This is a genomic window from Pyxidicoccus caerfyrddinensis (genome assembly GCF_010894405.1).
Taxonomy (GTDB): Bacteria; Myxococcota; Myxococcia; order Myxococcales; family Myxococcaceae; genus Myxococcus; species Myxococcus caerfyrddinensis.
The window spans coordinates 319,113-340,125 of sequence record NZ_JAAIYA010000011.1; the positions used below are offsets into that span (position 1 = coordinate 319,113).

Sequence of the window (21,013 nt, forward strand, 5' to 3'; positions counted from 1 at the left end):
CTCACCCGCCGTGCGCCGCGAGCGACGCGGGCACGGTGTCGTCCGCGGGCAGGTGCACCACCAGACTGCCTTCGTCCTCCGTTGGCAGTGCCAGCCCGCCCCGCAGTCGCTGTGCGAGGTGCCGCAGCACGGCCGCCGTCTTCTCCGGCAGCGCCCTGCCTCCGCGCACGTCCACGCGCAGCCGCCACATGCCCAGGTCTTCCGCGGGCTCCACGCGCACCGTCACCTCCGCGCCGGACGCCGCCACGGCACGCGCGAGCGTGCGCACCAGCAAATCCACCGAGGCCCTCGGGCCCTTCAGCGCCACGGGCCGGTCCGGCAGCGTCATCGTCACGTCCGCCGTGCGGCCTCCTCGCGCCGACGAGAGGAAGGCGGAGCGGAGGAGCGGGCGCAGGTCTTCCACGCCCTCGTCCACCACCTTCGCCAGGCGCCGCTCGATGAGGGCGCCCTGGTCGTTCGCCACGCGCTGCATCCGGTCCAGGTAGCGCTGCATGGCTGGTGTCAGCGGGCCCGCGGTGCCCTTCACCATCATGTCCACGTAGCCCTTCATCACCATCAGCGGCGTGCGTAGATCGTGCGACGCCCGGGAGCGTCGCTGCTCCGCGTGCGACACCGCGCGCTCCAGCCGCTGCTTCGCTTCCAGCAGCCGCGCCTGTCGCGCTCCCGCGTCCACCTCCCGCGCGTGCGCCGCCATCAATGAGCCCCCGAAGTGCGCGAGCCGGGCAAGCATCTCCTGGTCCGTGGCGCCGAGAGGCTCGGGCCACACCACCAGCGCCTGCCGCCGCGCCGTCGTGGCACACGGCCTCGCGGGGGCGGCACGGCCGGCCCTCGCGACACACGTGCGCCCATCATAGAGAGCCGCCCCGGAAGCGCCGGTCAGCCGCAGTGCCTCGCGCACCAGGGCATCCAGCCCCGCGCGCGTGCCACACCGCAGCGCCCGCTCGGCTACCGCCGCGAGCACCCTCTCCACCCTTGCGTCGGGGTTGTCCCCAACGCGCCGCCCCATCCAAGCACCCGCCAGCACGCGCCAAGGTATGGGCACGGCGCGGCCGGGACGCAACACTGCCCACCCTGAGAAGCGGAAGGGCGTGGATCGGAAATCCTTTACCCTCGCTGCACCCCGTTCCTCCCGCTTTTTTACTGCCCCGCGGGGCAGGGTGATCGCGCAAACCCCTTCAACTCCTCGGAAGTACCCACTGGCCGGGCGTTTGCTAACAGGCATCGCGACGGGCGGCGGAAGGGACGGATGGGGACTCTCGACTACTACGCGGCGATCGCACGACTGGCCCCGGCAGGGCTTGCGCGGAGCGCGGTGCGGCGGGTTCAAGGCGTGGCCAGGCAGGCGCTGTATCGCCGGCGAGAGCGCGCCGACGAGGTCCAGCTCCTCCAGGCCTTCGGCGCGACGAGCGCCGACGAGCTGGCGGACCTGGCCCTCAGCCAGCGCTCCTCACGCATCTGGTGCGAAGTCTCTCATCGGGCCTCGGTGCTCGAGGCGCTCGCCGCGCTGCCCGGTGCCACCGAGCGTGCCCGGGCCCACGCGCACGCCGCGCTCCGTCAGGAGTGGAACCTCTTCGGCACGCGCGTGTCCTTTGGTGAGGGCCGTCCGGTGGACTGGTCCCTGGACCCCATCAGCGGCCACCGCTACCCGGTGGAGCCGGTGGAGCGGATGCCGCTGCACTCGACGGGTAAGGACCCGAAGTACCCGTGGGTGATGGGCCGGCTCGACAGCGCGGTGGCGCTGGCGCAGGGGTATTGGATTTCGACGACGCGCGAGGAGCGCTCGCGCTTCGCCGCCGCCTTCGTGGCGCAGACTTTGGACTTCCTGCAGGCCAACCCCGTGGGCATGGGCGTCCACTGGACGTGTGCCATGGAGATTGCCCTGCGAGCGGCCAACCTCGCGCAGGCGCTGGCCATGTTCTCCGACGCACCCGAGGTGCGCCGGCCCGAGTTCCTGGTGCCCGTGCTGGGCGCGCTTGCCGAGCACACCGCCTGGGTGGAAGCCCACCTCGAGGACAAGGGCGCGGTGCCCAACAACCACCTGGTCTCCAACTACGTGGGACTGCTGGTGGTGGGGCTGCTCTTCCCGGAGCTGCCGGGCGCGCCGCAGCAGGTGGCGCTCGCGGTGGGTGGGCTGAGAGACCAGATGGTGGCGCAGGTGCACTTCGAGGGCACGTCCTTCGAGGGCTCCATTCCCTACCACCGGCTCTCGGTGGAGTTGTTCGCCCTGGCGTACCTCGCGGCGCGAGGCGCGGGCGTGCCGCTGGGGCCGGCGTACGACTCGCGGCTGCGCCGCATGTTCCACGCCGTGCGTGCGTGGTGCTCGGAGCAGGGGCTGGCGCCGCAGCTGGGTGACAACGACTCCGGCCGCGTCTTCCCGCTGCGTGAGCGCGAGGACAACGAGCACGGCTACCTGGTGGGCCTGGGCGCGGTACTCTTCGGCGATGCGGGCCTGGGCGGTGGCGAGCTTCCCGACGAGGCGGCGTGGCTGCTGGGCCGTGCGGGCGTGGAGCGCTTCCGCGCGCTTCCTGCCGCGCCCGCGCCGGTGTCGGTAAGTTTTCCGGAAGGTGGTTTTCACATCTTGCGCGGCGCGGGTGCCGTTATCACTGTCTGCGCGGGCAAGCAGGGGCAGGGCGGAGTCGGGGGCCACAGCCACAACGACAAACTTTCTTTCGAGCTCCACCTCGACGGGCGTCCCGTCATCGTGGATCCGGGCACGGGCACGTACACGCGAGACCCGGCCACGCGGAACTGGTTCCGCGGCACTTCGGCGCACAACACGGTGCAGGTGGATGGCGCGGAGCAGTCCACCCTCGACCCGGCGCGGCTGTTCGCGCTGCCGGAAGAGGCCCGGGCTCGCGTGGTGGCCTTCCTTCCCGGGGGCACCGTGGACAGGCTGCTGGTCCGCCACGACGGCTACCGCATGCTGCCGGCGCCGGTGGGCATCGAGCGCACGTTCCGGCTCGACAGGTTTGAGCGCGCGTTGTCGGGGCGCGACAGGTTCATCGGCATGGGCCGGCACGATGTGGTGGGCCGGTTCCACCTGCCGGACGAGCAGGCGCGGATGGTGGCGCCGGATGTGCAGGTGTTGGCCCGAGCGCGCCGTGTGGCGGAAGGGCCGGTCGAGTTCGAGTCGCTCGCGGTGGAGCTGGGCCCGGAAGGGGCGCCCCACGCGTGGGTGATGGTGGAGAAGGGCCTGGCGCTGAAGCTGGCGCCGTCGCGGTACTCGCCAGGGTATGGCCGGGTGGTGTCGGCGCTGGCGGTGGAGTTCCGGGGGCAGGTGACTCCTCCGGTGTGGCTGAGATGGGTGGTTGTCTTCAGGTGAGTGTTGGGTCGGGGCGTGACCGTCACTGACGGCACGTCGCATCAGGAGAGGTGAGGACGATGAGGGTGATGGTTGGCAGCCCGCTGCTGGATCGCATCAAGGCGCGGGACGCGAGGGTCGGGGTCGTGGGTCTGGGTTACGTCGGTCTTCCGCTGGGCATGGCTTTCGCCGAGGCGGGCTTCCCGGTGATGGGGCTCGATATCGACAAGCGAAAGATCGACAAGATCGAGAAGGGTGAGAGCTACATCAAGCACATCCCCAGCGCACCGCTGGCGGAGCTGAGCAAGTCGGGCAAGCTGAAGGCGACGTCGGACTTCGCGAAGGCGAAGGACATGGATTGCGTCATCATCTGCGTCCCGACGCCGCTCACGGCCTCCCGTGAGCCGGACATGAGCTACATCATCCAGACGGGTGAGGCCCTGGCGCCGTACGTGCGCCGCGGTCAGCTCTTCATCCTCGAGTCCACCACCTACCCTGGTACGACCGAGGAAGTGCTCAAGCCCCTGCTCGAGAAGAACGGCCTCAAGGCGGGCGTGGACTTCTACCTGGCCTTCAGCCCCGAGCGTGAGGACCCGGGCAACAAGAACTTCAACACCAAGACGATTCCGAAGATCGTCGGCGGCTACTCTCCCGAGTGCGCCGAGGTGGCCTGCGCCCTCTACGGCAGCGCGCTGAAGGAAGTGGTGCCGGTCTCCTCCACCCGCGTGGCGGAGCTGTCCAAGCTGCTGGAGAACATCTTCCGCTGCGTCAACATCGCCATGGTCAACGAGATGAAGATGCTCTGCGACCGAATGAACGTGGACGTGTGGGAGGTCATCCAGGCCGCCAGCACCAAGCCCTTCGGCTTCATGCCCTTCTTCCCGGGCCCCGGCCTCGGTGGGCACTGCATCCCCATCGACCCGTTCTACCTGACGTGGAAGGCGCGCGAGTTCGAGTTCCACACCAAGTTCATCGAGCTGGCCGGCGAGGTGAACTGGCAGATGCCCTACTACGTGGTGCAGCGCACCATGGAGGCGCTCAACAACAACAAGAGGACGCTCAACGGCGCCAGGGTCCTCTGCATCGGCGCGGCGTACAAGAAGGACATCGACGACATGCGCGAGAGCCCGTCTCTGCGCGTCATGACGCTGCTCAAGGAGAAGGGCGCGGAGCTCGAGTACCACGACCCGTACGTCCCCGAGCTCCACAAGGGCCACGGCTTCAACATGGAGATGAAGTCGGTGCCGCTGAACACCGACAACCTCGGCCAGTACGACGCGGTCCTCATCCTCACGGACCACTCGAACATCGACTACAGCGCGGTGGTGGCGAACTCGAACATCGTCATCGACACGCGCAACGCGACGAAGAACGTCAGCAAGGGCCGCGAGAAGGTGACGAAGGCCTGAGCTTCTGACGAGGAGTTGCCCGGATACCGACCCTCCGGGCAAGGGTCCTCGCCTGTCGGACGTCGGGAGGGGCGTCTGGAGGCGAGGACCTGCTCGTGTTGTGTCAGGGGTTGGATAGAGTGGGGAGGTGCGAACCTTCTTTCGTCCCGTACTCCCCCTGCTGGCGGCCTCGGCGGTATTGATGGCGGCGGCGCCCGCGCCGGACGCCCGCGTGACGCTGCTCGACGCCATGGCGAGCGAGCTGGCGCGCAACCAGCAGCAGCTGAAGATGCAGAGCCATGAGCCGCCGTACTTCATGAGCTACCAGCTCAAGGACTACGAGCAGACCGCCGTGGCGGCGCGCTATGGCGCCATCTTCATGGACGACAGCTACCGCGAGCGGAAGCTGTACGTCGACGTGCGGGTGGGCAGCTACGACTTCGACAGCTCCGTGCCGGAGGGCTTCGAGTTCAGCTTCTCCACCAAGGGCACCAGCTACATCGCACGCAAGGAAGGGCCGCTGGATGACTCGCCGCTGGCGCTGCGCACCGCGCTGTGGCTCATCACCGACGAGAAGTACAAGTCGGCGCTCTTCCAGTACCTGAAGAAGAAGGGCGAGGACGTCTACTCGGTGGAGGACCCGAAGCGGCCTCCGTCCTTCACGAAGGAGAAGCCGAGCACGCTCGTGCAGCCAGCCGTGCCCGCCCCGTTCAACCGGGAGCGCTGGGTGAAGCTGTCGCGCGAGGTGTCCGGCCTGTTCAACGCCCACCCGGAGCTGTTCGACTCGGAGGTGCGTGTCACCGCGGACAAGGTGACGCGGCTGTTCGTGTCCACCGAGGGCAGCCGCATCATCTCCGAGGAGGTGCTGTACGGCCTGCACGTCTCGGCGGTGACGCGGGCTCCGGACGGGCAGCTGCTGGACGACTCGCGCGACTTCTACTCGCCCTCGGAGGCGGGGCTTCCTGAAGACGCGAAGGTTCGCGAGGCGGCGGGGAAGGTCATCGAGGAGCTGCTCGCGCTGCGCGCGGCGCCGGCCATCGACCCGTACACGGGCCCGGCCATCCTCGCGCCCGAAGCCTCTGGCGTGCTCTTCCACGAGGCGGTGGGGCACCGGCTGGAGGGCGACAGGCAGGACGGGGACAACGAGGGCAAGACGTTCAAGGGCCAGGTGGGCAAGGCGGTGCTGCCCACGTTCCTCTCCATCCACGACGACCCGTCGCTGAAGGTGCTCAACGGGGAGCCGCTCAACGGCTACTACCAGTTCGACGAAGAGGGCGTGAAGGGGCAGCGCGTGACGCTGGTGGAGAAGGGCGTGCTGCGCAACTACCTCCTGGGGCGCCGGCCCGCGGAAGGGTTCCTCCAGTCCAACGGGCACGGGCGCAGCCAGGGCACGCTGAAGCCCGTGGCGCGCATGGCGAACCTCATCGTGGACAGCACCAAGGCGGTGAGCGACGCGGAGCTGAAGCGGCTGCTCATCAACGAGGCGAAGCGGCAGGGCAAGCCGTATGGCCTCATCATCCGCGACATCACCGGGGGCAACACCAACACGTCCAACTACGGCTACCAGGCCTTCAAGGGCGTGCCGCGCATGGTGTACCGGGTGGACGTGAAGACGGGGCAGGAGTCGCTGGTGCGCGGCGTGGAAATCGTCGGCACGCCGCTGTCGGCGGTGAACCGCATCCTCGCGTCCGGGCAGAAGCAGGGCATCTTCAACGGCTTCTGCGGCGCGGAGAGCGGCAACGTGCCGGTGTCCACCGTGGCGCCCGCGATTCTCCTCCAGGAGATGGAGCTGCAGCGCGCGATGGAGGGCAAGGACCGCCCGCCCATCCTCTCCAGCCCCGCGGCCCTGAAGGACCCGGCGATGCAGAAGGCCACGCCGTAGTCCCATGCGCGGGCGTGGCCGCTGCTCCGGTGAAGGGGTCGTCCTACACCGGGCTCGCGGTGTGCCCGCACCTGCGCTCGGGGGCACTTGTGTGCGCCCTCGCGACTGCGTCTCATTCCGATGATGGGTTCCGCCCGCTTCCTCGCGCTGCTCGTGCTCACCGTGGCCTTCGCCGCGCGCGCCCAGCCTGCGTCCTCCGCACCGGCCTCGCTGGAGCTGAGTCATGAGGACCGGCTGGGGTCGGAAGGGGGCTTCGAGCTGCGCTCGCTGGAGTACGTGCTGGATGGCCAGCCTCTGGCGGCGCCGTTGGACGGGAGCCGGTCCTCGCTCGCGCCCGGCATGCGCCAGCTGGACGTGCGCGTGGTGTACGAGGGGCGCTCGCCGGTCTTCTCGTACGTGGACGGCTACCGCTTCGTGATGCGGGGGCGCGTCACGCTGGACGCGCGGCCCGGGGAGGTGGTGCGAATCACCTCCACCGCCTTCGCGCGCGAGGGCGTCACGGTGCAGTGGCAGCAGCGCCCGGCCTTCGTGCTCGCGGGCCAGCCGCAGGAGGCCGTGGTGGGAATCGAGTACGGGCCGGTGGAGAACCTGCCGCTCGCGGAGGCCGCCGCACTGCGCGCGGTGGACGAGGTGCTCGCCGAGGCCCGGCGCCGCGTGCCCGAGTCTTCGGCCCGCGCGGAGGTCTCCGCCTCGTGCGCGATGGAGCCCGTCTTCTTCCGCTACTTCGACACGCGGCTCAGTCCCGAGGCGGAAGCCGTGCTGCGGCGCTCGGCGGAGTGTCTGCTCCAGCAGCCGGCGTTGCGCGTGCGCCTGCAAGGGCACGCCGACGCGAGCGGGCCCGAGTCCGTCAACGCGTCGCTGGGCCAGGGGCGCGCGCAGTCCGTGGCTGCCTATCTCCTGTCGCTCGGCGTGGAGAACGCGCGGCTGGTGCTGGAGTCGCAGGGAGACGCGCGGCCGCCATGCACCGAGCACACGCCCGAGTGCTTCGCGAAGAGCCGCCGCGTGGAGCTGGTCGCGGAGCCTTCGGGTCCCTGAGCTGGCTTCAGTTCTGGAAGCGCACGCCGGAGGCGGCGAGCAGGCCGTGGACGTGCGCGGGCTGGAAGGGCTTGGTGAGCAGCGGGTTGCCCACCTGCTCGACGAAGCGCTGCGTGTCGGGGGTGAAGGCGCCACCGGTGATGAAGGCGATGCGCTCGTGCAGGCCCGGCCAGGACTCACGGACGGCCTGGTACACGTCGATGCCGGTCAGCTCCGGCATCATCAAGTCACAGAGGATGACGTCGAAGGCGCGGTCGGTGCGCAGCCACTCCAGGGCCTCGCGGCCATTGGCGGCGGTGATGAGCTCGTGCCCTCGCAGCATCCGCCGCAGCAGGTCCAGCACGCGCGGTTCGTCGTCCACCGCCAGCACGCGCCGGCCGCTGCAGGGCGGCACCCGTTCCTCGGCGGCGTCCTTCGCCGGGGCGAGCTCCAGGCGCGGCAGGCGCACCTCCACCGTGGTGCCCTGGCCGGGCTCGCTGCTCACCATCATCCCGCCGCCCAGCGCGTTGACGATGTCGCGGCAGATGGCCAGCCCCAGGCCCATGCCGCCGCCCATGCGGCGCGTGGTGAAGAAGGGGTCGAAGATGCGGGGAAGCACCTCCGGAGGAATGCCGCGGCCCGTGTCGGTGATGGCGAGCACCACCCCGCCCACCGCGCTGCGCAGTGAAACCGTGAGGCGGTGCTCCGAGTAGCGCCCCTCGGGAATGGCCTGCGCCGAGTTGAGCACGAGGTTGAGCACCACCTGGCCCAGCTTCGTCGTGGTGCCGCGCACGTGGGGCAGCTCCGCGTCGTACTCGCGCACCACCTGCGCGCGGTGGCGGAGCTGGTTGGCGGCCATGCGCAGGGTGCTCTCGACGACGGCCTTGAGGTCCACCGCCTCTTCGTCGCCGGTGTCCCCGCGCGAGAAGGCCCCGAGGTCCGCGACGATGCGCCGGATGCGCCGCGCGCCCTCCAGGGCCTCGTCCAGCACCTGGTGGCACTCGTCCCCCGTGCCGTCCGAGGTCTGGGGGCAGGGCAGCTGCTGCTTCAGGAACTCCAGGTTGCCCGTCGTGTACGCGAGCGGGTTGTTGATTTCGTGCGCGAGCCCCGCGGCGATGATGCCCAGCGAGCGGGCACGCTGCTCCCCCTCCTTCTCCTGGAGCAGCAGGGTGTCGCGCCGCTTGCGCTCCATCGCCGTCACCAGCGCGCTGCCCGTCAGCCCCAGCAGGTGCAGCTCCTCCGGCGTCCAGTTGCGGGGCGCTCCCACCGAGTCGAAGCCCATCCACCCGACGAGCCGGCCCCCCAGCGACAGGGGTGCGTTGACGTAGGCGCGCACGCGCCGCGCGGCGAAGGAGCCACGCTCGGCGGCGGCCTCGGGAGGGAGCATGGCCGGGTCCGAAACCGTCACCGTCCGGCCCTCCTGGAACTGCCGCATCGTCCACGCGAAGTCGGCGGTGGAGCTGCCGCGCATGGACTCCAGACCAAAGGCCTCCGTCCCCGGCGCGCACCACTCGTACGCGTCCGTCACCAGGGCCGCGTCCTCGGACAGCAGGCCCACGTAGCAGCGCTGCGCTCGCACGTGCTGGCCGAGCAACTCGAGCGCGGCGCGGATGCCCGACTCCATCTCCTCGGGCGGAAGGTTGAGCAGCCGGTGGGAGGTGTCGGCGATCAGCGCGCTGCGCTCCAGCAGCAGCCCCAGCTCGCCGCGCATCTGCCGGAGCGCACTCACCTCCCGCCGCAGCGCGAGGTGGGCCTCCTCTCCCACGCCGGAGGCATCCGGTGCGCACAGGCGCTCCAGGACGGCCTCCGACTGCTGGAGGCGCTCCAGCAGCGTCCGCGGTTCAGAGACCTCGCCGGACGCTTCCTGCCGTGCGCCTTGCTGCTCGACCATGAACTCACCCCTCGGGTCCGGGCGGCACTTCCCCAAGTGTCTCCTGGATTCCAACGCGGTGAGAATAATGTCACCAACTTGTTCCCTGCATCCAGTGTGCACTTTTAAAAAGTGCAAGTGGCCGACAGCACTGGGGCTCAGGGCGCGGTGGGAGGCGGGGCGGAGGGGCCCGGGCGCAGGGGGGCGAGCTTCCGGCCGCCCTTGAAGCCGCGCCAACGCACGTAGTTCCGGAAATCCTGGAGGAAGACCTCGGGCTTCAGGCCCACGGCCTCGGCGAAGGCGGTGGAGAAGTCGGGGCCGCGGCTCATGGCGTGGAGGACGCCGCGCACGGTGGGCTCGCCGTAGCGGCGCACCAGGAAGGTGAAGGCGTGGTGGGCGGCGGCGTACACGATGTCGCTCTCGCCCTGGTACAGCGTGTCCGCCTGGGACAGCGGGTCCGCGGTGGGGTGGGTGCGCCAGTAGCGCTCCAAATCATCCAGGCTGGGGACGCGGTAGCCCTGCTCGGCGGTGTACGAGGCCATGCCCTCGCGGAACCAGAGGGGGATGCCCTTGCGCGTCCAGCCCAGCCTGTCCGACGCCACCTGGTACATGAGGCTGTGGGTGAGCTCGTGCAGCAGCAACTCGTCCACCTGGGACTGGCTGGCGCCGAGCAGCGTCCAGGTGCTGGGGCTCTGGAGCTCTATCTGCTCGTAGCGGGCCCAGGCGCGGAGGAAGTCGTAGCCGGAGCGGTTGGCGGCGCGCTCGAGGGCGGCGTGGTTGGGGTGGACGACGATGGTGACGGAGTCGTCGAAGCTGCCCCAGCGGGCCAGCTTCGGGAGGGCGCGCTCCACGGCGAGCCGCACCTGGCTGGCGGCGGTGGTGTCCTTCTCGCGGTACTCGACTTCGATGCGGGCGCCGGCGGTGGGCGTCTTCATGGCCACGCCGCCCTCCGTCTGCGTGGAAGGGGCCTCGGCGGGCACGCTGGTGCTGCGGGTGCTGGCGCAGCCCGTGAGCCAGCCGGCGACGAGCAGCGCCGCCACCCGGCCGGGACTCCACCCGCTCTGCGACCTTCCCCGCTTCACGTGTCTCACTCCGCCCCGAGCCAGCGCAGCACCGCGCGCCCCACGTCGGCCACGGTGGAGAAGGCCTCCACCTCCGGCTCGGGAGGCCCGAAGTAGAGCACGGGCACGAGGTGGAGGGTGTGGCCTCGCGTGGAGAGGTCCTCCACATTGCCGTGGTCACTACAGACGAGCACGCGAGCGTCCGCCGGGCGGGTGGCCACCACGGCCCGGGCGAAGGCGTCGAAGGTGTCCAGCGCGGACAGTGCGGCTGTCAGGTCCTGGGCATGTCCGGCCTCGTCCGCGAGGTAGTGCTCGAAGTACGTGAAGTCCGCGCCGGAGGCGACGTGCCAGAAGACGTGGGCGGCCTCCTCAGGCGTGCGCTCGGGCACGGACAGTCCGTGGGCGCGGGCGGCGGTGCCGGTGATGTCGGGCGTGAGGCCGTCCCCGGCACGCGCGTCGTCCAGTGTCCGCAAGGGAACGCCGCCCGCGGTGAAGGCCAGCTTGGCGGCCGACGGCTTCACCTTGCGCCGCGCTTCAGGGGCGATGGTGAACTCGGGCGGCGAGGTGCTCTCGCGGCGGGGCACGCCCATCGCGTCCAGGTACGGGGCGGGGTAGGCGTTGGCGAAGGTGGCGGTGCGGCCGGCGGCGCCCAGGCGCTTCACGATGGAGCGGTCCGCCATCAGCCCGCGCAGGGGGGCGTTGGGGTAGCCGAGGATGTGCTGGCCGAGCAGGGCGGGGGCGGGGTCTCCGGTGAGGATGGCCGTCTGGTTGGAGGCCGACTGGGGCCGGCCGGCCACGCCGAAGGTGGTGTCCACGGGGATGTAGCGGCCGCCCTCGGGGAGCAAGGGGCCCGGGGCGTCCTGGAAGCAGGAAAGCAGGTGCTCCCTGTGGGCAAGCGGGTTGATGGCCGGGTCCTTCCGGCCGATGCCCACGCCATCGATGAACAGGACCGCGACGCGCACGGCTGTCGACTGTATCCTCGAATCTGACAGCATGGCCCTCCACGGCGACCTCTTCAGCTATCCGCTTCCCGAGTTCCTTCAATGGTTGGACGGCTCCCGCAAGACGGGAACGCTCCAGCTCTCCTGGGAGGCCGGCGAGCGGAAGCTCTTCGTGCTCTCCGGGCAGGTCAGCGCCACGGCCTCCGAGGGACTGCGGGGGAGGGTGGCGCGGCTTTTGACGCTGGGGAAGCTGGCGTCGGGGACGAAGGTGCTGGCGGCCTTCGACGAATTGACGCGCAACCCGGACGTGGATGCGGCGTTCGACTCGCATGGCCTGCAGGCGCGGTGGATTCGCGATTTGGGCCGCGAGGAGTTGTTCGCGGCGATGACGGACCTGACCATCGCGGCGCGGGGCACGTTCCACTGGACGGAGGACGCGGACCGCTCGGGCGAGGACTGGGTGCCGTCGGACATGAGCATCCGCGAGCTGCTCTTCGAGTCGCTGCGCTGGGTGGATGAGCAGCCGGACGTGGACAAGGCGCTGCCGATTGACGCGTTGAGCGTGAAGGCGCTGTCGCCGCCGAGCGCGAGCCAGCCGCTGATGCACAGGCTGATTCTGGGGCTGTGCTCGTCACCGCAGAACCTGGGGCGGCTGCGGCTGTCGATGGGCGTGTCGCGCTCGTCGGTGACGCGGCGGGTGTACGAGCTGCTGCGGGCGAAGCTGGTGGAGGTGGACGGGGCGCCGCAGGTGGAGGCGGACCCGGTGGCGGAGATGCTGGAGAAGGGCGCGGTGCTGATGCGCGAGGGCCAGTTCGACGCGGCGGGCATCGTCTGCGCGTCCCTGCTGGCCAGCGACCCCGCGGACCGGCGCGTGCGCGAGTTCGCCCGGCTGGTGCAGCGCGAGCACGTGGCGGCGCTCTACACGGACATGCCTCCGCTCGTCGTCCCGGTGCTGGTGCATGACCCGCAGGGCTTCTCCATGCTCAAGCCGGAGGAGCGGCAGATTGTCGGGCTCGTGAGCGGGACGTGGGACGTGTCCACGCTCGTGCTGGCGAGCCCCGCGCGCGAGCTGGAGACGCTCAAGACGCTGGCGAAGCTGCTGCGGATGGGGCTGTTGCGGCTCACGTATCCGCGCTGAGACTTCAGCGCGGAGGCTTGCTACTCCGCGTTCGGCAGCCCCACCGCATTGAGCCGCACGAACACCTGCATCAGCACGTAGAGGGCGAAGGCGGCGTCGTCCACGCGGATGTGCTGCTGCGTGGCCATGCCCTGGAAGCGGAGCAGGTCCGCCCCGTCCACGCGGAGCAGGAAGGCCTGCTGTGCCAGCGGACCCTCACCGGCGTAGGCCAGCGCGCGACGGATGGCGTCCGTGCACGCGGTGACGCACGTCGTGTAGTCGCCCGACATGAACGCGGCCTCGGCGGCGCGGGCATGGTCGAACATGTCCCCGGACGCGAGCGCGCTCGCTGCGCCCAGGAGCTTCGGGCCCACCTGGGGCGCGACGACGGACGCCGGCTCGATTCGCGGCGCCACCACGGCCACCGGCGCCACGCGCGGCACCGGCGTCGGGGCCAGGGCGGGCGCGGGGCCTCCACCGAAGGCCATCGCCGGGTGCTGCTGACCGGGGTGCTGAGGCTGCCCCGGGGGCTGTGGCTGCTGCCGGTTCTGCAGGTGCTGCGTGAGCTGCGCCTCCAGACCCGCGGGCTGCTGCCCGCCCGTAGGAGTCGTGGGGCGCGGCGGCGGGACGATGCGCTTGGAGCGCAGGTCCTTGATGACCAGCCGCGTAATCGCCTTCAGCGTGTCCAGCACCCCGCGCCCGTTGGCGGCCGCGGTCTCGAACTCGGGCACGCCGCGCGGGTTGAGCTCCTTGCGGAGCTCTTCCACCGGCAGCACGCCCTCCAGGTCCCGCTTGTTCCACTGCATCACCAGCGGGAAGCGGTCCAGGCGGATGCCGTGCTCGAAGAGGTTCTCCTCCAGGTTGGCGAGGGACTCGCGGTTGGCGTCCATCGCCTCCGGCTGCGAGTCCGCCACGAACACCACGCCGTCGGCGCCCTGGAGCACCAGCTTGCGGGTGGCGTTGTAGAAGACCTGGCCCGGCACGGTGTAGAGCGCGAGCCGCACGGAGCAGTCGCCCACGCGCTCCACCTTCACGGGGAGGAAGTCGAAGAAGAGGGTCCGGTCGCCTTCCGTGGCGATGGACATCATCTCGCCACGGTGCGCGGGGCGGACCGTCTCGTAGATCTTCCGCAAGGTGGTCGTCTTCCCCGACAGGCCAGGCCCGTAGAAGACAATCTTCGCGGCCACCTCGCGGGCCATCAGGTTCACGCTGCTCACGGTGTCAGCTTACCTAGAACGACTCGACGCCTCGCGCCAGTTGCGGACGGAACATTCGCCGCCGTCCCCACCAGATGCTCGGCCGCCAGGAGGGCGAAGAGGGCCGCCTCCTTCGCTCCTTCCGGGAAACCGAGAGCCTCCAGCGTGTGGACGGGCAGGGGGGCGAGCCGGGCGCGCAGCCGCTCCATCAGCGCCGGATTCCGCGTTCCTCCCCCCGAGGCGTACATCGCCTCCATCCCGGGGAAGCGCGGGAGGAGCCACGTCTCGCAGGCCCGGGCGACACTCTCCACCGTGAGCTCCAGCGCCGTGGCCATCAAGTCGTAGGGCCGCTCCGAGTGCCGCGCCCACAGTTGGTCCACCAGCACCGCGCCGAAGCTCTCGCGTCCGGCGCTCCGGGGCGGGGGCAGGGCCAGGAAGGGGTGCGCCAACAACTCCGCGAGCACCTCCGGCATCACCCGGCCCTGCCGTGACAGGGTGCCGTCCAGGTCGCAGGTCAGCCGCCCCTGTGTGACAAGCCGGGCCAGCCCGTCCAGCACCATGTTGCCGGGGCCGGTGTCGAAGGCGATGGTGTCCTCGAGCCGCGCGCCGACGACGCTGACGTTGCCGATGCCGCCGAGGTTGAGGAGGGCGCGCGGCGCGTCCCGGCCGCGGAAGACGGCCCAGTCCAGGTAGGGCACCAGCGGCGCGCCATGGCCTCCGGCGGCGACGTCGCGCGTGCGGAAGTCGCTGATGACGGGCACGCCGGTGCGCTCGGCGATGACGGCGGGCTCGCCAATCTGCAGGGTGGAGGGCGTGCTGTCCGCGCCCGGTGGCACGTGCGCCATCGTCTGGCCGTGCGAGCCGATGGCGGCCACCTGCTCCGGCGACACCCCGGCGCGCGCCATCACCTGCCGGGCGGCGTCCGCGAAGTGCTCGGCCAGCTCGAAGTTGAGCCGGCTCAGCGAGCCCGCGTCCTGTGGCCCGAGCACCCGCGCCACCAGCTCACGAGGGAAGGGCACGGACACATGGGCCAGCAGCCTCAGCCGCACGTCCTCACCCGTCCCCGTCACCTCGCACAGCGCCGCTTCCACGGCGTCCACGCTGGTGCCGGACAGCAGGCCCACGCAGAGGCGGGGCTGGCGCGCGTCGGAGAGGGGTGGGGGCAGGCGCATACCGGGAGTGTAAGCCCCGGGGCCCACGCTCCGCTCCTCACCGGGGCTTCCGGGGCTTCGAGCCCCTCCGCCTGCCCGGCGACAGGGCACGCAGGCCCTCCGTCTGGAGCCGCTGCCGGGCCGCCTGGGCGTCCAGCCCGGTGAAGTGCATGGCCAGCGCCAGCTTCACCTCGCCGCCGGCGGCTCGCAGCAGCTTCGAGGCCTGCGCCGCGGGCAGGTCCGTCAACTCCGCCACCATGCGCGCCGCGCGGGTGCGCAGCTTCGCGTTGGCGGGGCGCAGGTCCACCATGCGCCCCCGGTACACCTTGCCCAGGGAGACGAAGGCCGCCGTCGTCACCGCGTTGAGGATCAGCTTCGTCGCCGTGCCGGCCTTCAGCCGTGTGGAGCCCGCCACCAATTCCGGCCCCGTGCGCGCCAGCACCACCGTGTCCGCGTCGTTTGCCTTGGGGCCGGGAGGGTTGCAGCACACCAGCACCGTCCGGGCGCCGCGTCGCTTCGCCTCGCGCAGCGCGCCCAGGACGTACGGCGTGGAGGCACTCGCGGAGATGCCGCACACCACGTCCTTCGGGCCCGCCCGGAAGGCGCGCACCGCGGTGGCTCCGGCCTCGAGGTCATCCTCGGCGCCCTCCACGGCGTGCGTCAGCGCCCGGCGGCCACCGGCGATGGCGGCGCGCACCTGGGACGGAGGGACTCCGAAGGTGGGTGGGCACTCGCTCGCGTCCAGCACGCCGAGCCGCCCGCTGGTACCGGCCCCGACGTAGAGGAGCCGGCCGCCTGTCCGCAACGCATCCGCGACGGCCCGTGCCGCTTCCGAGATGGCGGGAAGCGCGGCACGAACCGCACGGACGGCGGTCAGGTCTTCGTCATGCAACCGGCGGACGACCGACCTGATGGAAAGCAGATCCAGGTCGTCCGCGCGGGGATGAAGCCGCTCGGTGGGGGGCAGTGACGGCCGTGAAGCGCGAGTCGTGCCCACCCTCGAACGCCCAGGCCTCAGGCGGCCTTGGTCACCTTGCCCGCCTTGATGCAGCGGGTGCACGCCAGCACGCGCGTCGTGGTCCCCTCGACGTTGGCCCGGACCTTCTGGAGGTTCGGGAGGGTGCGCTTCTTGGTCTTGTTGTTCGCGTGGCTGACGTTGTTACCCACCAGCGGACGCTTCCCACAGATGTCACACTTCCACGCCATGACTTCTAACTCCTTGAAAACTGGGGCGTCGGACGCCTGCCATTAAAAGAGCGGCGGAACCTGCCAGAAGCCGCGCAGGAAATCCAGCCCATACCGCCGGAGGATCAGCCCTTGAGCGGATCCTTCTTCTTCAACATGTCCTGAACCATCCGCGCCGCCCGGATACCAGCGAGAAGTTCGCCCTCCAGTCCGAGACCGGGCAGCACCTCGCGCCCGGCGAGCAGGATGTTCTTCGCCGGCGTGCGCTGGCTCAAACCCGTGACGCCCAGGAAGGCTTCCGACTCGAAGCTGTAGAGCGGGTGGGGCATGAGCCGGCTGCCGCGCACTCCTCCGGCATCCAGGTAGGGCGCCGAGCGCAGCAGGCGATGCTGCGCGGTGAAGGGCATCAGCGCGTCCAGGTGCTCGTCGATGCGGTTGGCGACGCCCTGGAGGTGCTCCTCGCCCAGGTCGCGGTATGAGGCGGGGACGAAGGCGCCCACGCACACCACGCGCAGCCCTTCCGCCTCCTTGCCCTCCTTGCCGCCGGGGCCCGGAGCGGTGCGCGCCTGGTGCACCTGTACCAGCAGCGGGCCCAGCTCCTGATCTCCAGTGTCCACCAGGGCCAGCTCGCCCAGGCCACGCGGCAGGGCCGACTCCGGCACCACCCAGTTCACGGTGAAGAGGAGCGACTTCGTGGCGGACTGGTCCAGGTGCTCCAGCAGGCCGCGGTTGTGCTTCTTGTCCGTCACCAGCCGCCGCAGCGCGCCGGCATCCGTGGCCGCGACGAGGCACGCGGCCCGGTACACGGTGTCCGAGCGCAACAGCTTCATGCCCGCGAACTTGCTGCCGTCGAAGGTGAGCTCCTCGACGATGAAGCCCGCCGGGCTGTCGCGGCCGAGTACGTCGCCGCCCAGCTCCATGACGCGCCGGGTGAGCAGCTCGCGCATGCCCTCGCGGCCGCCGTTGAAGGAGGAGGGGGACGACAGCACCTGGGAGAGGGGGCGCGAGCGGGCCAGCGGCGACTCGGGGGTCTCCAGGTGGCTGACGAAGGGCAGCAGGCCGCGCACCAGCTTCTGCGCGGGGGAGTCCCCGGCCAGGCGGGGCGCGGCGTCCAGGCCGGGGTGGGCCTTGATGAGCTTGTTCAGGCCCCACTTCTCGAAGAAGCCGTCCGGGGGGAGGGCGGGGACTTCCTTGAAGAAGGCGTCGGTGGACTCGTGCTGGGCGGCGGCGCCGGCCAGGGCGCCCAGGAGCGCCTCGCCCTCTTCGCCCAGCTCGCGCGTGGCCTCCGCCTTGCGGCGGGCGGGGTCGGCGTGCAGGTCCATGCGGTTCTTCGGGAGCAGCAGCTGCAGCTCCGGGGCATGGGGCCGCAGCGAGCGCTGCACGGTGGCGGTGAGGCCCAGCTCGGTGAGGGCCTCCTCCACCACGGGCATCGTCTTCAGCGGGGGCGTGACGAAGGGGGCGTAGGGGAGCACGTAGCCTTCGTGCTCGTAGCCTGGGCCCATGCCGTCATGCTCCACCAGCAGGACGCGGTGGTTGCGCTTCGCGAGCAGCGCGGCCGCGAGCGCACCGCCCAGCTGACTGCCGAGCACGATGACGTCATACACGTGCCGGGACGGGCCCGAAGGAAGCTTGAGTTTGGCTGAGGACGTCGCCATGGGCGCGCAACACTACACAACGCGCCCGCCGCTGGCGCCCTTTTGGCGCATGGAGCCGCACCGGTGCGGTCGGACCCCGGGCGCGTGTGCACTGTACCTACCAGGGCGCACGGGCTGCCCAGAGGGGCCGGCGCCTATCGTCCCCGGACGCGCCCCACGGCCCAGGCGGCCCCGCCCCAGAGCACGTAGAGCGCGCACGCGATGACGAGGGCGAACTTGAGCGCGGCGCAGACTCCGGCGACGACGGTCAGGGACGCGCTGGGAAGCTGGCTGACGGGGACGTCGAGGATGCGCAGGAGGCAGAGGTTCTCCACGACGTCGAACAGCCCCGCCACCCAGGGCATCAGCGCGAGCCCCAGTCCCAGCCGCTGGAGCCGGCCGCTGCTGCCACGCGCGACGAGCAGCACCAGCCCCATCAGCAGCGCCGCGTAGGCCGGGATGAACGCGAAGTCGAGGACCACCGAGTCCCACGCGGCCGAGTGCTTCACCGGGCCCCAGGCGTCGAGCAGCGCCCGGGCCCGCTCGGGCGTCCAGATGAACTCGAGGGCGATGATGTCACCGCCCCGGACCGACATCTGCCCGCCGATGAGGAGGCCGCCGAGGCCCGCCGCCACCGTCAGGGCCAGCAGGATGGGCTTCGGCGGGGACACCAGCAGCCGTCGGAGGAAGCTCATGCGCGTGTGCCTTTTCGCGAGGCGTCCGTGGGCGGGAGCCTCGCCGAGCCCGTGAGCTTGGACGGGGCGGCGCGGACGACGCAATGTTTCAGGCGGGGTTGGCTTCAGCGGGCGCTGAAGAGCCGCGCCTCTACCTCGGGAGGCAGCGTCATGAAGTCCGGAACGGTCCACCCGGCACCGGCCTCGCGGAGCTGCTCGGCGGGGGCCGCGGTGGTGACGCCCACCACCGTCATGCCCGCGTCCCTCGCGGACATGACGCCGAGCACCGCGTCCTCGAACGCGAGGCACTCACCGGGCTCCACGCCCAGCGCCTTCGCTGCGGCGAGGAAGATGTCGGGTGACGGCTTGCCACGCGTCACCTCCTCGGCGCCCACCACGCGGTTGAACAGCGGCCGGATGCCGAGCCCATCCAGCACCAGCTCCCGATTCCCCTGAGGCGCGGCGGTGGCGATGGCTGCGGGGATGCGGGCCTCGCTCAGCCGGGTGATGAACGCCTCCGCGCCCCGGTGCAGCCTCAGGTGGGGCCGGTAGAGGGTGCGGTAGTGGTTCTCCTTCTCCTCGGCGAGTTGGTGCATCTCCTCCGGGGCCAGGGGCCGACCCAGCAGCGCGGGGAGGATCTCCTCGTTCTTCTTGCCCGCGAAGTGCATCTGGAAGTCGTCGGCCGTCAGCGACAGCCCGAGCTTCCGGGCGAGCGCCACCCAGGCCTGGTTGTGGAACACCATGTTGTCGACGAGCGTGCCGTCCATGTCGAAGACGACCGCGCGCAGGGGAGCCATGGAGGAAGTCATGGTGTCCCCCATAGCGCTTCCGACCGCGCGGTGGGCCACGGAATCCGCGCACGGCGGGCGTCCGCCTGATATCCCCTCCGAGCATGAGTGATGACGTGCTCCTGGAGACGCGGGGGGCGGTGGGCGTGGTGACGCTGAACCGTCTGAAGGCCCTGAACGCGCTGGACCTGGGGATGTGCCGTGCGCTGCACCCCCGGCTCGATGCCTGGGCGGCGGACCCGGCCATCAAGGCGGTGGTCATCCGGGGCGCGGGAGGCCGGGCCTTCTGCGCGGGAGGCGACGTGCGCGCGGTCGCCGCCTCGCTGGGCACCGCGACAGGCGGAGAGCAGGAGCGCCTCTCGCGGGAGTTCTTCCGCGCCGAGTACGCGCTGAATCACCGCATCCACCACTTCGGCAAGCCGTTCATCGCGCTGGTGGACGGCATCTGCATGGGCGGCGGGCTCGGGCTGTCCATCCACGGCGCGTACCGCGTCGTCACCGAGAAGCTGGTGCTGGCCATGCCCGAGACGGCGATTGGCCTGTTTCCCGACGTGGGCGGAGGCTGGTTCCTCCCGCGCTTCCCGGGCGAGTCGGGCACGTACCTGGGGCTCACGGGCGCGCGGGTCAGCGCGGCGGATGCCCTGTGGCTCGGCTACGCGACGCACCATGTGGAGTCCGTGCGGCTGGACGCGGTGCTGGAGGCGCTGGTCGGCGCGGAGTGGGGCATCGGCCCGGCAAGCGCGGTGGTGGAGCGCGTGCTCGCGGGCTTCCACGCGGACCCCGGGACGTCGGCACTCGCAGTGCAGCACGCCGGCATCGACCGGTGCTTCGCGGCCGAGCGGGTGGACGACATCCTGCAAGCGCTCGAGCTGGAGGGCACACCGTGGGCCCAGGAGACCTGGGCCACGCTGATGCGCATGTGCCCCATGAGCCTCAAGGTGACGCTGCACCTGCTGCGCATGGGCCGCACGCGCGACTACGACGAGATGGTGACGGTGGAGTACCGGCTGAGCCAGTCGATGACGGCCCGCGCGGACTTCCGTGAGGGCATCCGCGCGGTGCTGGTGGACAAGGACAACAAGCCGCGCTGGCAGCCGGCCACCCTGTCCGAGGTGACCGACGCGGACGTGGAGGCGTGCTTCGCGCCGCTGGACGGGGACGACTGGGCGCCCCGCGCGTGATGCGTCGGGCCCTCAGCCCAGGGAGGCCATGACCCGTCGCTGCGAGAGCTGCACGCGGCGGCGGATGGTCTGGATGCACTCGACGGCCTCTTCCACGCTGGGGGCCTCGGCCGTCGGGGCATTGAAGCGCACGCCGCTGGTGATGATGGTGACGCGCACGGCCGTGTCCGCCCGGACCCGGTAGGTGATGCGCATGTAATGGTTGTTCAAGTCGGCCCGGTACTCACCCCAGAGGGACAGAGCCTCGTCCCGGACATGAAAGTCATCGAGCACGATGACCACGTCTGGTTTGTGTTCGAGTGTGAATTGTCTCAGCCCACGTTTCCATTCCTGGTGCCAGGCGAGCACGTCCTCCCGGGTGGACAGCGTCCATTGAACAATCGCGATGACGATGTCGTTCACCGGGTCGTATCTGAAATCAATCATTTACGGCTCCCCACGGCGAGCCCTATTGCGCCGGGCTGTAGTGTTGAAGCCTGTCTGTGATTCAGGAACGAAGCAAGGAGTCCACCCTGCTCGGTGTCTGGGAATGTCTCGGATTGTGAGAACGGTGGGGCCCTGACGGCCGAGCCGTCGGGAGGATGTCTGTCAATGGAGTGGAAGGAGGGGGCGCCGTCCGGGAGTGGACGT

18 protein-coding genes are annotated in these 21,013 nt (G+C 70.7%); 6 read left to right on the forward strand and 12 right to left on the reverse strand.

Features of this window, described 5'->3' with window-relative positions:
* Position 1: 1 nt before the first annotated feature.
* Complete coding sequence (locus G4D86_RS27190) at positions 2 to 1,006, reverse strand: sensor histidine kinase (protein WP_205519754.1); 1,005 nt, start codon at positions 1,004 to 1,006, stop codon at positions 2 to 4.
* A 240-nt stretch (positions 1,007 to 1,246) separates the two neighbouring features.
* Here G4D86_RS27190 and G4D86_RS27195 point away from each other — a divergent pair, with 240 nt between their 5' ends.
* The 4 genes from G4D86_RS27195 to G4D86_RS27210 all read left to right on the forward strand — a co-directional run bounded on the left by G4D86_RS27195 (position 1,247) and on the right by G4D86_RS27210 (position 7,606).
* The gene (locus G4D86_RS27195) at positions 1,247 to 3,322 is read left to right on the forward strand and encodes an alginate lyase family protein (RefSeq protein ID WP_205519755.1); all 2,076 of its coding nucleotides are present in this window, start codon (positions 1,247 to 1,249) and stop codon (positions 3,320 to 3,322) included.
* A gap of 68 nt (positions 3,323 to 3,390) precedes the next feature.
* Entirely contained in the window at positions 3,391 to 4,710 is a 1,320-nt protein-coding gene (locus tag G4D86_RS27200) for a nucleotide sugar dehydrogenase (RefSeq protein ID WP_163997047.1), read from the forward strand.
* Positions 4,711 to 4,891: 181 nt separating this feature from the next.
* Positions 4,892 to 6,571 carry a TldD/PmbA family protein gene (locus G4D86_RS27205; protein WP_163997048.1) on the forward strand — a complete coding sequence of 560 codons (1,680 nt, stop codon included), beginning with the start codon at positions 4,892 to 4,894 and terminating at the stop codon, positions 6,569 to 6,571.
* A gap of 120 nt (positions 6,572 to 6,691) precedes the next feature.
* Positions 6,692 to 7,606, forward strand: a complete 915-nt coding sequence (locus G4D86_RS27210) for an OmpA family protein (RefSeq protein WP_163996950.1) — start codon at positions 6,692 to 6,694, stop codon at positions 7,604 to 7,606.
* A gap of 7 nt (positions 7,607 to 7,613) precedes the next feature.
* On the opposite strand, the gene G4D86_RS27215 is transcribed toward G4D86_RS27210, so the two are convergent.
* The 3 genes from G4D86_RS27215 to G4D86_RS27225 all read right to left on the reverse strand — a co-directional run bounded on the left by G4D86_RS27215 (position 7,614) and on the right by G4D86_RS27225 (position 11,478).
* The gene (locus tag G4D86_RS27215; RefSeq protein ID WP_163996951.1) at positions 7,614 to 9,476 is read right to left on the reverse strand and encodes a hybrid sensor histidine kinase/response regulator; all 1,863 of its coding nucleotides are present in this window, start codon (positions 9,474 to 9,476) and stop codon (positions 7,614 to 7,616) included.
* 137 nt (positions 9,477 to 9,613) lie between these two features.
* Entirely contained in the window at positions 9,614 to 10,537 is a 924-nt protein-coding gene (locus G4D86_RS27220) for a hypothetical protein (RefSeq protein WP_240360493.1), read from the reverse strand.
* Between the two features lie 5 nt (positions 10,538 to 10,542).
* Complete coding sequence (locus G4D86_RS27225; RefSeq protein ID WP_163996952.1) at positions 10,543 to 11,478, reverse strand: metalloenzyme; 936 nt, start codon at positions 11,476 to 11,478, stop codon at positions 10,543 to 10,545.
* Positions 11,479 to 11,509: 31 nt separating this feature from the next.
* Between G4D86_RS27225 and G4D86_RS27230 the strand changes: the two genes are divergently transcribed.
* On the forward strand, positions 11,510 to 12,595 hold the full coding sequence (locus G4D86_RS27230) for a DUF4388 domain-containing protein (RefSeq protein WP_163996953.1): 1,086 nt from the start codon (positions 11,510 to 11,512) through the stop codon (positions 12,593 to 12,595).
* A 20-nt stretch (positions 12,596 to 12,615) separates the two neighbouring features.
* Here G4D86_RS27230 and G4D86_RS27235 read toward each other — a convergent pair whose 3' ends face one another.
* The 7 genes from G4D86_RS27235 to G4D86_RS27265 form a co-directional block, all read right to left on the reverse strand.
* Positions 12,616 to 13,791: a GTP-binding protein gene (locus G4D86_RS27235; RefSeq protein ID WP_163996954.1), complete on the reverse strand. Its 1,176-nt coding sequence runs from the start codon at positions 13,789 to 13,791 to the stop codon at positions 12,616 to 12,618.
* Positions 13,788 to 14,942 (reverse strand): anhydro-N-acetylmuramic acid kinase, encoded by a 1,155-nt coding sequence (locus tag G4D86_RS27240; protein WP_163996955.1) that lies wholly within the window; start codon positions 14,940 to 14,942, stop codon positions 13,788 to 13,790. Before G4D86_RS27240 ends, G4D86_RS27235 begins: the two co-directional genes overlap by 4 nt.
* Positions 14,943 to 14,979: 37 nt before the next feature.
* Positions 14,980 to 15,918, reverse strand: a complete 939-nt coding sequence (gene murQ, locus G4D86_RS27245; RefSeq protein WP_163996956.1) for an N-acetylmuramic acid 6-phosphate etherase — start codon at positions 15,916 to 15,918, stop codon at positions 14,980 to 14,982.
* A 17-nt stretch (positions 15,919 to 15,935) separates the two neighbouring features.
* Positions 15,936 to 16,127: a 50S ribosomal protein L28 gene (rpmB, locus tag G4D86_RS27250; protein ID WP_163996957.1), complete on the reverse strand. Its 192-nt coding sequence runs from the start codon at positions 16,125 to 16,127 to the stop codon at positions 15,936 to 15,938.
* 104 nt (positions 16,128 to 16,231) lie between these two features.
* Positions 16,232 to 17,761: an NAD(P)-binding protein gene (locus tag G4D86_RS27255; RefSeq protein ID WP_163996958.1), complete on the reverse strand. Its 1,530-nt coding sequence runs from the start codon at positions 17,759 to 17,761 to the stop codon at positions 16,232 to 16,234.
* 134 nt (positions 17,762 to 17,895) lie between these two features.
* On the reverse strand, positions 17,896 to 18,435 hold the full coding sequence (locus G4D86_RS27260) for a hypothetical protein (RefSeq protein ID WP_163996959.1): 540 nt from the start codon (positions 18,433 to 18,435) through the stop codon (positions 17,896 to 17,898).
* Positions 18,436 to 18,539: 104 nt separating this feature from the next.
* On the reverse strand, positions 18,540 to 19,223 hold the full coding sequence (locus G4D86_RS27265; RefSeq protein ID WP_163996960.1) for an HAD family hydrolase: 684 nt from the start codon (positions 19,221 to 19,223) through the stop codon (positions 18,540 to 18,542).
* Between the two features lie 83 nt (positions 19,224 to 19,306).
* On the opposite strand from G4D86_RS27265, the gene G4D86_RS27270 reads away from it, so the two are divergent.
* Positions 19,307 to 20,383 carry an enoyl-CoA hydratase/isomerase family protein gene (locus G4D86_RS27270; RefSeq protein ID WP_163996961.1) on the forward strand — a complete coding sequence of 359 codons (1,077 nt, stop codon included), beginning with the start codon at positions 19,307 to 19,309 and terminating at the stop codon, positions 20,381 to 20,383.
* 12 nt (positions 20,384 to 20,395) lie between these two features.
* Here G4D86_RS27270 and G4D86_RS27275 read toward each other — a convergent pair whose 3' ends face one another.
* A complete protein-coding gene (locus tag G4D86_RS27275; protein ID WP_163996962.1) occupies positions 20,396 to 20,809 on the reverse strand; it encodes a hypothetical protein in 414 nt (137 codons plus the stop codon).
* Between the last annotated feature and the right edge of the window lie 204 nt (positions 20,810 to 21,013).